This window comes from Desulfobacula sp. (assembly GCF_014237455.1).
GTDB lineage: Bacteria > Desulfobacterota > Desulfobacteria > Desulfobacterales > Desulfobacteraceae > Desulfobacula.
Genome location: NZ_JABZFL010000093.1, coordinates 34,399 through 46,524 on the forward strand (window position 1 = coordinate 34,399; position 12,126 = coordinate 46,524).

Here is a 12,126-nt window from a genome sequence, read left to right on the forward strand (position 1 = left end):
TTTTAGGCCTTGGAAATTTTTACTTTAATTCCAAAGGCAGCATCCAGTCCTGAACCGGATTCAATTACCGGGCCTATTAAGTCATTTACATTTATACCCTTGTTTGACACATACTTATTATCAAATGTATGACCCAGACCTTCAACCATTCCAATTACGCCTGGCATCATACCTTCATTCAGGTTTATCATAACCCTGGCTGTGTCCGTTGGGGTAGTCAAAGTTGCATATCCACGATCTTTTAGGCCCTTGGCTGTTAAAGGATTAATCTCTACAACAATATCACTGCCCTTTAAGACTTTATCGGAAACAGTCTTAATTGCAAAAGGAGATGCGGCAATTCCTGCGTTGATCAATCTCATGTTGTCAATTGGGATCAGTGTGAGCTCGTAATCACCCCGAGCCTGAACCGTTGCGGGATTATCAGCAAGAAAAGAGACGTTAACTGCCACAGATCCAAAAGGAACACCTTCGGATATAATCGCATAGCCGTCTTCTGATAACGAGTCCCAGATTCCTGCCGCCACACTTTCAAGGCATTCATCATAGGTTTCCCATTCAAAACTTTCGGCGATACTTCCTTCCAATGCTTTTGCAATAAGAATAACAGCGTCTCCCGCATGCTTCGTGTCAAATACAGGTTCAATGACAGGCTTTGTAAGCCCTACAACACTCTTTGCAAGCCCTGCGCAGGAGGGGACATCTTCAAGCCGTTCCAGAAATGTATGGCTTGGCAGAACAATATCCGCTTCTTTAGCTGTTTCATCAAGAAACGATGAAAAGCTTACGACAAAAGGAATTTTTCCGATTGCCTGTTTAACACTTTTGGAATCATGCAGAGAATAACAAGGATTTGCATTGTAAACAAAAAGGGCTTCAACAACAGGTTTTGAAGATTCGTTTACCTTTTCAACAAGCTGGTTCACATAACGCCCGGTTTTATTTTTTGCAAACCCTGCATCAGCTATGGTGTCCATTGATTCATCCGGGAACTCAAGATAGTCGCTTTTTAGTTGAACAAAAGCACCGCCTTTTTTATTAATATTGCCAACCAGGCAGTTCAATGTATGAACCGCCGCAAGCTCTTTTAAACTTTGGGCACCGTCGCCTCTGCCTTTACCAAAGACAGCAACCGGCATTTTTGCTTTGGCAAACAGGGTGGCAATCTTTTCAATATCTGATGCTTTCACGCCGGTAATTTCAGCAGTTTTTGAAGGGGCGTACTCCTTTTGAATCATAATGGCAAGTTTATTGAACCCGCCTATGAAATTAGCTGTAGCCCCGCCGTCAAACAGATTATTTTTCAAGATAACCGCGCACATACCCAAAGCCAGGTCCGCTTCGGTACCCGGTTTTACTGGAATCCATTTATCTGCATTGGCAGCGGTATTAGACAAGCGCGATTCAATTTGATAAAGCTTTGCGTGTCTGGCTTTTCTTGATGCATTTGCTTTAAAACAGTTTACAGGTGATCCCCACCCTTCGATGATCCCTGAACCAAAGCTTAAAACAAAATCTGAATTCTCAAGATCAAAGCCAATGGTCATTCCCTCACCATGCAGTGCTGTCGCTGTCACTTCAAGATAAGATTCAAGACTTGGCATGGTATAAAAATTGGGTGATCCAAATGTTTTTAACAGTCGTTGAAACAATCCTGAAACCGATCCTTGTTCCTTATCTGCTATACAGGCCAGTTTTTCAGGAGATCCTTTTTTACGGAGATCAGCCAGTTTCCCGGCAACAAGCGCAATGGCGTCATCCCAGGATATTTCTTCAAATTTATCACCATTTTTTTTCAATGGTGTTTTTACCCTTGCGGGGTCATATAAATACTGGAGACCAGCAATTCCGTGGAGACAGGCGCCTCCATCATTTACAGGGTGCTCGGCCAGCCCTTCAATTTTAACCGGTCTGTCATCTATCTTCCTGACACTTAACCCACAGCTTCCAGGACAAAGGCTGCAGACCGAATTTTCATAGGTTACTTCTCCGTCAACGGGGACAGGAGTCCATGGCCAGTTCTGGGTCCAGATGGAAGAATCATCTGTCAGTTTCATCCCGATAGGGGAAACTGCAACACCAGCAACTGCGCCAAGTCCCAATCCCAAGAAGCTTCTTCTGTCAACTTTCATAAATAATTCCTCTATAAAGTTTTTGAATTCTTGTGTTTTAGGTTTCTTATTTGTGACACTGGAAACAATACCCCTTGTGGCCTGTTTCTTTTTTGTGACACTCTGCGCAGTCATCCATCTTCATACGATCCCAGGAATGTTTCTTAATCCCAAAGATGTTTTTACCCCAGATATCACGGCTGTAACCTGTAATCCTGTTCTCTTCATAGGGTTTTAAAGAAGTGGATTCTCCGATATGACCATGACATGTTACACAATCCATACCAGCAGTCTGGGTGTGTGCAGCATGGGAGAAAAAGACACAATCCGGTTGTCTTGAATAGACATACCAGGGGACTTCTTTTTCTTCTAATACATACTCTTCTACAAATACGGCTTCATCATCTGTCTCACCCAAAGCTTCTTCAGAATGACAGTCCAGACATGTATCAAGCTTGGGTATTCCGGTAAAACTACCGTCCTCCCGGAAAGAATGACAGGATTCACAATCACCTGCTTCTCCAACATGAAGCGCGTGATCAAAGTTAAAAGGCTGCTCTTTTTTTGAATAGAGCAATTTGGGAAACAGCAACGTACCGGACAGGAAACAACCAACAAATGCCACAATAAAAAAGATGACACCGAGTCCTAAACCCTTGTCATCTTTTGTGTCTCCGGTTGTGCATTCCCCTGCACTCTCCGTGGAACCATTTTCAGTTTTGTTTTCTATTTCGCTCATGAAAACTCCATCAATTTAAAATGTTGATGATACTTTAACCATTTTGTCCAGGCAGAAACCTATCTAAGTTATAACCTGAACTATTTCCTTTGCAGACAGTAATCTTAAACCGTCTTGCAATAACGTCCAAAATTTGCGTTAATCTATATTAATATCTTGTTTTCTTGTCAAGACAAATTAAGACAATACAAATGATGGCCGATTATGGTTAAGCGTAACTGTGAAGTCCGCTGAGCACATAATTTACTCCAAAATAAGTAAACATGACAGCAATAAAACCGATAATGGATACCCAGGCAAGGTTCTTTCCATGCCAGCCCTTCATCATTCTTAAATGCATGAAAATAGCATAAACAAACCATGTAATAAGAGACCAGGTTTCTTTAGGGTCCCAGCTCCAGTACTTGCCCCAGGCCGAATTAGCCCAGACCGCGCCGGTAATAATGCCGATGGTGAGAAAAAGAAATCCGAAAACCACCATCTGATAAGTCAACTCATCAATGAGTTCCACTGAAGGCAGTTTTGCAAATATAGATGTGGCATCAGGATCTTTTGGCTTTACAAAATATATGATACTGAACCCGAATGCCAGGGCAAAGCCGGAATATCCTAAAAAACAGGTGATGACATGGGCAATGAGCCAATTGCTTTTAAGTGCAGGGATTAAAGGACTTATTTTACTGCTGATGTCAGGAGAAAGTGAAGCATATGCAATGGCAAGAAATATCAAAGGCGATGCAAACACGCCGATAATGCTTTCTTTGTATTTGAGTTCAACAAAAATATAAAGGATGGCAACCGTCCAGGAAAAAAAGACCAGAGACTCATACATATTGGCAAAGGGTGCGTGCCCATACCCCATCTGGTAGGATTCAATCCATCTTAAAATGATGCCAAGGGTATTATCTAAAAATCCTATAACAAGAACGATAAACCCTGCTTTTGCAAGGACCTGCTTTTTAAAGGCAAACGATCCGATATAAAAAACTGAAGCCAGTGCATAAATAAACGTTGCCGAAGATAACGCTAAAGAACTGTTCATAAAAATTATTTATCCTTTAATTTTGTTACAATTTTTTGAATCTCAAGTTTCATTCCCTGGCTGTTTCGGTTAGTTGTCCCTGAAATACTGATTTCTGAATTATTGGTTTTATTTTTTTTAATTTCAACAAAATAGGACCGGTGAGACATAAAAAAGGTGATCCAGCATCCGATGATCATTAAGATAAATCCTGAATAGACATACCATACCCCGGGGTCTTTGGTGACCTGAAGACCGGTATAATATTTTTGTTCAAATTCTTTAACCACAAAGGCGAATATTCCCTTCCTCATTTTATCAAAGGCGGGAAATTTTGTTGGGAGAGCAATTTGAAAACTGTTGCCATCCTTTTGGGTAATCCTTCCAACAAACGCCTCCCCAAGGTTATTACCCCTGAAATCAAAATGCGGCAAAAACCCTTCAAGCTTAAATAAGCCCTGATCTTCCGGTAATTGAATTTCTTGTCCTATTTTAATGGTTTTTGTTGTTACATCCTTATCAGGCAGCATGATAATATCAAGGACAACACTGTCCAGCCTGGCCGTACCGTAAGAGGACTGAAAAATATTGATCCCTTTGTATCTGAGCGGATGATTGACACGGATATCCTTGGTAAAGCTTTCTTTACCATTCTCAATAATTGTAAGATTTGATCTGAATTCTTCAGGTGCGCCCGTATCATAAAATTTCACATCAAACTCATTACATTTTATTGAAAAACCCATATTTACCGGTGTTCTTTTTTTGAAAAGAAACGCAACATCCGATGTTGCACCCTCATCCAGCTGCAGGCTGGCCTTAAACCCGAAAATCCCGCCGATCAATGCGCCGATGATAAGCAAAATAATACTGGAATGGATCACATATACGCCGATTCTTGTCCATCTTCCTTTTTCCGCATACATGACCATGCCTGATTCAGTCTGCTTTTTTATTACCTTTCCAACCGTTTTGGATAAAAAGGTTTCATAATCCTTAGATATTGATTCAAAAGTTTTATCAATAGTAAACGTTTCAAGGTTTTTTAGTTTTCTGAACCTTTCAGGGTTAAACTTAAGTTGCTTTGGAAAAATAATTTTCCAGGTAATGGAAAGACGCTCAATTGAGCATACAACTATATTAATGCATAGAATGACAATCAATAACAAGAACCACCAGGCATGGTACATATCATCAATATTGAACACCTTGATCAGGTTATAAAAAGCTTCGCCATAAAGACTTATGTATTGTTGCTGGGTTCCATTCTGGAGAATAATAGTTCCGATAATAGATGTGGCTGCGATAAGCACAAGCGTATAAACAGCCAGCTTTACAGAACAAAAAAACTGCCAGATTAACTCGGGAATTGTTTTATTTTTTTTCAAAATATTTTCTTTCTCATTAATTTTTCCAGGCACATGGGCAAACCCGAATTTCTTTTGACAGACAGATTTATGGCCTTTTTAATAATATCTATATTCCCAACAATAATTATTTTTGTTTTTGCCCGTGTCACTCCCGTATACAGCAACTGACGGGTAATGACAGGAGAAAGTTTATCAGGAATTATAATTAAAACCGTTTCAAACTCAGATCCCTGGCTTTTGTGGATCGTTATTGCAAACGCAGCATCGTGCCCGGGAAGGTCTGAAGCCCGATATTGTTTTACAGTGTTATCCAGCGTCTTAAAAAAAACGTTAACTTTTCCATTTTCTTCAAAAGCAATGCCGGTATCTCCATTAAACAACCCTTTTTTATAATCATTGGTATTCACCATGATTATCTTTTTAAAAAGTTTTCCCTGTATATCAAAATTATTGTTTGACCGCAAAATATTTTCACATACATGATTAACTTGTAATGTTCCGTATTCTCCGGAATTATGCGCACATAATATTTTAAAATCATCCAGTTCATTCAATGCGGCTTCAACCGTGTCTGAAGTGACAAATGATTTATACCCCTCTAAAATATATTTCTTAACAATGCTGGCAACCGGAACGTTACCCTTAAGACTTTCAAATACGACATCCGGATACCGACCAGATGTCAATAAGTCCTCAAGACACTGTGCATCGTTCCCGGTGATTGCTTTTGACAGATTTTCAATTCCGGTTTTTCCTTTTGACCTGAAATTATATTCAAGAAGAAACAGGTTAAAGGATACTCCTTTCACGCTGCAGATATCACTGAATACAGACCCTGCCTGTATGGATGATAATTGTTGCTTATCCCCTAAAATAATCACTTTTGCTTCCATTGGAACAGCTTCCAAAAGCCGGGTAAATAATAAAATATCAATCATCGAAGCTTCATCAATAATGATCACATCAGTTTGTAATGGGTTGTTTTTATTATAATAAAATCCAAGGCTATTTTTTAACGGCTTTAAAATGGAATGGATAGTACTCCCCTGCTCCATTTTAGATGCAGCCTTTCCTGTCGGTGCCACACAAATGATTTTCGGTTCGGGCAGTCTGCGTTTTTCTGCATATGAAAGAAACATTTTTTTTATCACGGTCGTGATATATGTTTTCCCGGTCCCGGGCCCGCCTGAAATAATCGTAAGATGACTGCATAATGCATTTCTCACTGCGTTTTTTTGAGGCATGACATGGTTGTCAGTCCTGGTGAAATATGCTTCAAGCATCTCATCAATTGCTGCTTTATCCATCTTTAAAGATTTTAACGAAACCCGTTGAGCGATATTTTCACTCAGTCGGTTTTGAAAATCATATTGTTTTGAAAAATAAAGCTTGTAATCGGAATCCAAAACCAGAGGGGTTTGAATAGTGTCTGAAATCATTAAAGAATTTTGTAATGCCTTTATCCAGGTATCTAAATCAGGGAATTTAACCCGATCATTACGGGTTTGGGATACAGGCCTGACGATTCCAGACATTCCTTTGATATCAAGGCAGATATGTCCTTCAAACAGTGATTTCGAAACAAGTGCGCAGGACACCAAAACAATGGGGTCTTTTTCATCAAAGGCTTGGGACATTGATCTGGCAAAAAAATAATCCAGATTTGAAAAAAAATGTTGGTCAAATAAGGTATCGAGACTAAAGGCGGTATATTGACTCATGCTCTATTTAATTTTTCTATTTTGATTCTTCTAAATATTTATGGATTCTTAAAAACGGAACATAGAAAGCATCTAAGGTAAGTATGTGATTTATCATCCAGCCTCTTAATTCCATTATCACACCTTCTGTTAAATTTTCTATATCTTCCGAGATCTCCCGTCTTAAGCCAATAAAACTTTTAACAAATTGGCGGTGGGTCTTTGAATGGGTTTCAAAATCAGGATATCCGGTTTTTTTCAAGTAGTTTTCTTCTGTTCTGAAATACAATTTACTGTGTTCGCTTATCTCGGCAATCTTATTCATATATATTTTGGTATCTATTTCCGATCTCTTAATGTCAATCAACTGGTTGAACAACTCAAACATTTTTTTCTGGTGGGTGTCTATTTCTTCAATATCGACACTATATTTGGGATCCCATTCCATTTTCTCAATAGTATTCATTTTTATCTCCTTTTATTTTTTCTTTCAAAAAATATTGTTCCCAAAACAGCTATGGAAATAATAACGGCGACAGCAATAGTAAATTCAAATCCATTCTTACCAAACTTTGGATAAATCACAAAGGGAACAATATATAAATACAAAACCATATGGAAAATACCTATTCCAATAATCCGAAGAATTATTTTTTTCTTCATCCAATTTTCTCAAGTAATTTTATGTGGATATTATCAAATCCTCCATTTGACATTATTAAAACAAGATCTCCCGGTCTTAATTTTGATACCAGGAAACCGATAACTGCATCACAGTTTTCAAAATAATATGCATCAATCCCCTTTCTTTCAATGTCTGCCACAAGTTGTCTGGTGGAAAATTTATCTTCTGGGGGTATTTTTTTTTTAACGCCGGGCTCGCAGATACACACCATGTCTGCATCCAGAAAAGAATCAGGATATGTGTCCTGAAAAATATTTCTCATGCTTGTGTTGGTTCTGGGCTCAAACACAGCGATCACCCTGCCGTCTTTATAGAAGGGTTTTACTGCCTTGATCGTTTCCCTGACCGCTGTCGGATGATGGGCAAAGTCATCCATTACAGTGATTCCATTTTTTATACCCCGAATCTCCTGCCGTCTTTTTATACCGGAAAAAGTTTTTAAAGCAGTATATATAGATGTATCACTGACACCTATTCTATTGGCCGCAGCCATACAGGCAACACAATTAAACAGGTTATGCCGGCCGATCAGATTTGTTTCAATTGAAACTGCTTTACCCGGGCCTTGAACATCAAAAAAAGTTTTTGAATTTTGCTGCATATGGTTTGAAAATGACCATTGGGCCTGTTCGCCATATGTCTCAACAGATGCAGCACAAGAGCCAAGAATCTCTTTTAAATTGTTATTATCATTAAACGCTATGATATGACTGTCTTTTTCTATTTTCTTCACAAAAGCTGAAAAAATTCTCTTGATATGGTCAATATCAATGAAAATATCTGCATGATCAAATTCAATCCCTGTCATGATGGTAATATCAGGGTCATAATGCATAAACTTCGGCCCTTTATCAAAAAAGGCCGTGTCATATTCATCCCCTTCAATCACCATATACTCGCCGCTTCCTATTCTGAAACTTGAATTAAAATCCCTTAAAATGCCACCGATCATAAACGACGGGTCCATGCCTGCCGCATACAGGATATGGGCCATGATGGAAGAAGTGGTTGTCTTCCCATGGGTTCCTGTAACCAGGATAATCTTTTTGTCTTTTGCAATAAATTTATTCACGGCCTGGGGCATTGATAAATAGGGAATTCTCTTTTGCAACACTGCCCGGGCTTCAACATTCAGCTTTGTTACCGCATTGCCGATAATCACAAGATCAGGCGCGTGGTCTAAATTTGAAGGATCATATCCGGAAAAGAGCTGAACTCCCTTTTCATTCAAAAAATCACTCATGGGCGGATAAACATTCTGGTCGGAACCGGATACGATATATCCCATCTCCTTAAGGATGCAGGCAAGGGTTCCCATCCCTGTCCCGCAGGCAGCAATTAAATGTATGGTTTTTATCATTGTTATCTAAAGAGCAGCCATTGCCTGTCTTGCAGCATCAATTGTCTGGTCAATATCTGCATCAGAATGTGCCAGAGAAACAAAACAGGCTTCAAATTGTGACGGGGCAATGTAAACACCTTTTTCAAGCATGATTCTGTAAAATTTTGCAAACCGGTCCAGATCACACTTTTTAGCATCGTCAAAATCATGAACATCTTCATCTGAAAAAAAGAACCCGGCCATGGATCCCACATGATCGGTTTTCAAGCTGATTCCCGCAGCATCTGCGGCAGACTGCAATCCATTCATCAGCCTCTCGGTCTTATTATCAAGCGCTTCATATACATCATCGTTCTGAAGCGCTTTCAGAGTGGCAATTCCCGCAGCCATTGCCAAAGGATTACCCGAAAGGGTCCCTGCCTGGTACACACTTCCAACAGGTGCGATTATATCCATAATGTCGCTTCGGCCGCCATAAGCCCCAACCGGCAGGCCACCGCCAATCACCTTGCCGAAACAACTCAGATCCGGTGTGATGCCAAACAATCCCTGGGCAGAGCCTTTAGCCACCCTGAATCCTGTCATAACTTCATCAAATATCAGGACGGCTCCAAATTTTAAGGTATATTCCCGCAATGTTTCAAGAAACCCGTCCACAGGTGTTACCATGCCCATATTTCCGGCAACAGGTTCAAGAATAACTCCGGCAACCTTATCCCCCTTTTCTTTCATGATTTTTATAAATCCCTCGATATCATTGAATTTCAGGGATAAGGTATTTGAAATAACAGACTCGGGCACACCAGGACTCCCTGGAATACCAAGGGTTGCAACTCCGGACCCTGCTGCGACAAGAAGCGTATCTGCATGGCCATGATAACAACCGTCAAACTTTATAATAATGTCTCTGCCGGTATATCCGCGGGCAAGACGAACCGCACTCATGGTCGCTTCAGTACCGGAGTTTACCATTCTTATTTTTTCCACCGACGGCACCATATCAATAACAAGACGGGCAAGATCTGTTTCAAGTTCAGTGGGTGCCCCAAAACTGGTACCAATTTCAAGAACCTTTTTCAAGGCTTCAATAACACCCGGGGGTCTGTGCCCCAGAATTAAAGGCCCCCAGGAAAGCACGTAATCAATATATTCGTTTCCATCAACATCATAAATCCTGGCCTTATTTCCCTTTTCTATGAATACTGGCTGTCCTCCCACAGAACCACAGGCTCTTACCGGAGAATTTACACCTCCGGGAATTAAATTTTGAGCTTCTCTAAAAAGATTTTCTGATTTTGATCTAGACATATTTTATTCCTTACAGTATTAAAAAATCATTATTTTATCACCTATAAACATTTAAATATATCAGACCTGTAATTAAAGGGTCAACCGCTTTTTGACAAGGTTCAAAAATCAAAAATATATTGACATTTTTAAGATCGGCTGTTAGATTCACTGCGTTGATTTTATGGGCCGTTAGCTCAACTGGTAGAGCAACTGACTCTTAATCAGTAGGTCCCGGGTTCGACTCCCTGACGGCCCACCATATAAAACAAAGCTCTCAGCGTTTTTCGTTGAGAGCTTTGTTGTTTTTTATATCTTTTTGTCCACCTATTGTCCACCATTTTCAATTTATAATAGATGATATTTTGTGAATATTAAAATGTGTGAAGAATCCTCGTCTGCCCTCTTTTGAAGGTTCACTCTTTGTCTGCCATTCCAACTCCTCCATGCGTCCTTATTCCGCCGCCTGATGCCTCCTGCGGTCTTCCTTGAGGACCTTATCGGCAGGAGCCTAATCATGTCAATAATAAATCGGGCCTTTAAATCCAGCATTGAGGGAGAAAAATCATAGACATAATCTACACCATATAAGAATGGATATCGCTTGATTTTTATCTCCAATATACAGTAATGTAAGCTTGATTCATTTGATTGTGCTTGGTTAAATATACTTGAATATCTCTTTACATAAATTAGAAACATTGATACTGATTTATAAATTAAATTTTTTAATCGTTGCAGGTTGGAAACCATTCCAAATTAAATGATATATAGGTCTGCACAATAACAGCTTATACGGCTTAGAATTGAAATAACATGAATGCAGAAATCAGAACAGAGTTTGTAAAAGCCAACGGCCTGAATTTTGAAGTCGATATGTGCGGTGCAGGCAAGAAGTTCGCTATCTGCCTACATGGCTTTCCAGAACATTCATTCTCCTGGCGTTATCAACTGCCTCTTCTCGCCAAGCTCGGCTATACAGTCTGGGCACCGAACTTACGAGGATATGGCAATTCAAGTCGTCCTACAAAAGTGAAAGATTATTCGATTGACCATCTATTTGCGGATGTCGCCAGTTTGATCGATGCATCTGGAGCGACATCAACGCTTCTTGTTGGTCATGACTGGGGTGGCGCTATTGCATGGGGTTTTGCGCTTCAAGCCATACGTCCGGTCAATCGTTTAATTGTCATGAATTTTCCGCATCCATCTCTATTCCTCAAACGTCTGATGAAATGGCCTCAGATAGTTAAGTCCTGGTATATTTTTTTCTTCCAAATTCCAATGATCCCCGAATTATTACTCGGTTTGTGGGATGCAAAACCTATTGGAAAGATATTATATAATATGGCTGTTGATAAAAGCCGATTTCCTGATAAAATACTGGAAATATATTGCAAAAATGCCAGTCAACCAGGGGCATTAACCGCTATGATTAACTATTATCGAGCCTTCTTTAAGATGAAACTAATTTCTGAAAAAAGGCGGGTAATGGAATTGATCCTTGAGATGCCCACACTGATGATCTGGGGGGAAGAAGATACTGCGCTTGGTAAGAAACTAACATATGGCACCGAAAAATTGGTGACCGATTTCACCATCAGATATTTACCTGATGTTTCTCACTGGGTCCAACAAGAAGCTCCAGAAACTGTTAATGAAATGATTGAAGCTTGGATTATAGGGAAAGAGGTTCCGAAAGTTGGAACTGCAGGAAAGTTGATTGAGGTAAAGTAAGACGAAATCACATAACACACATATGAGCCACCCTATAGTCAATAGGCAATAAAAATTTTTAGGGAAAAAGCCATTTTCCCTTAATATAGCGTTAACAAAAAGAATCTCCTGACTTAAATTCAAAATATGCAGTC

The 12,126-nt window shown here is 39.7% G+C and carries 10 protein-coding genes and 1 tRNA gene; 2 read left to right on the forward strand and 9 right to left on the reverse strand.

All coding sequences use genetic code 11. The features are described from left to right. Window positions 1-2: 2 nt before the first annotated feature. From qrcB to hemL, 9 genes are all read right to left on the reverse strand, one after another. Window positions 3-2,132 carry a menaquinone reductase molybdopterin-binding-like subunit QrcB gene (gene qrcB, locus HGJ91_RS13440; protein ID WP_291348327.1) on the reverse strand — a complete coding sequence of 710 codons (2,130 nt, stop codon included), beginning with the start codon at window positions 2,130-2,132 and terminating at the stop codon, window positions 3-5. A gap of 46 nt (window positions 2,133-2,178) precedes the next feature. After that, entirely contained in the window at window positions 2,179-2,850 is a 672-nt protein-coding gene (gene qrcA / locus HGJ91_RS13445) for a menaquinone reductase multiheme cytochrome c subunit QrcA (protein WP_291348328.1), read from the reverse strand. A gap of 208 nt (window positions 2,851-3,058) precedes the next feature. Beyond that, window positions 3,059-3,892, reverse strand: a complete 834-nt coding sequence (gene ccsB, locus HGJ91_RS13450) for a c-type cytochrome biogenesis protein CcsB (RefSeq protein ID WP_291348329.1) — start codon at window positions 3,890-3,892, stop codon at window positions 3,059-3,061. 5 nt (window positions 3,893-3,897) lie between these two features. Then, window positions 3,898-5,259 (reverse strand): cytochrome c biogenesis protein ResB, encoded by a 1,362-nt coding sequence (locus HGJ91_RS13455; RefSeq protein WP_291348330.1) that lies wholly within the window; start codon window positions 5,257-5,259, stop codon window positions 3,898-3,900. Further along, entirely contained in the window at window positions 5,256-6,962 is a 1,707-nt protein-coding gene (locus HGJ91_RS13460) for an AAA family ATPase (protein ID WP_291348331.1), read from the reverse strand. Before HGJ91_RS13460 ends, HGJ91_RS13455 begins: the two co-directional genes overlap by 4 nt. A 16-nt stretch (window positions 6,963-6,978) precedes the next feature. Beyond that, entirely contained in the window at window positions 6,979-7,407 is a 429-nt protein-coding gene (locus HGJ91_RS13465; RefSeq protein ID WP_291348332.1) for a bacteriohemerythrin, read from the reverse strand. A 2-nt stretch (window positions 7,408-7,409) separates the two neighbouring features. After that, entirely contained in the window at window positions 7,410-7,604 is a 195-nt protein-coding gene (locus HGJ91_RS13470) for a hypothetical protein (protein ID WP_291348333.1), read from the reverse strand. Then, complete coding sequence (gene mpl, locus HGJ91_RS13475) at window positions 7,601-8,986, reverse strand: UDP-N-acetylmuramate:L-alanyl-gamma-D-glutamyl-meso-diaminopimelate ligase (RefSeq protein ID WP_291348334.1); 1,386 nt, start codon at window positions 8,984-8,986, stop codon at window positions 7,601-7,603. The genes HGJ91_RS13470 and mpl overlap by 4 nt, the downstream gene beginning before the upstream one ends. 6 nt (window positions 8,987-8,992) lie before the next feature. Beyond that, the gene (gene hemL / locus HGJ91_RS13480; RefSeq protein WP_291348335.1) at window positions 8,993-10,276 is read right to left on the reverse strand and encodes a glutamate-1-semialdehyde 2,1-aminomutase; all 1,284 of its coding nucleotides are present in this window, start codon (window positions 10,274-10,276) and stop codon (window positions 8,993-8,995) included. A 165-nt stretch (window positions 10,277-10,441) separates the two neighbouring features. Between hemL and HGJ91_RS13485 the strand changes: the two genes are divergently transcribed. Further along, window positions 10,442-10,517 (forward strand) — tRNA-Lys (locus tag HGJ91_RS13485). Window positions 10,518-11,071: 554 nt separating this feature from the next. Then, the gene (locus HGJ91_RS13490) at window positions 11,072-11,992 is read left to right on the forward strand and encodes an alpha/beta hydrolase (RefSeq protein WP_291348336.1); all 921 of its coding nucleotides are present in this window, start codon (window positions 11,072-11,074) and stop codon (window positions 11,990-11,992) included. The last annotated feature ends 134 nt before the right edge of the window (window positions 11,993-12,126 follow it).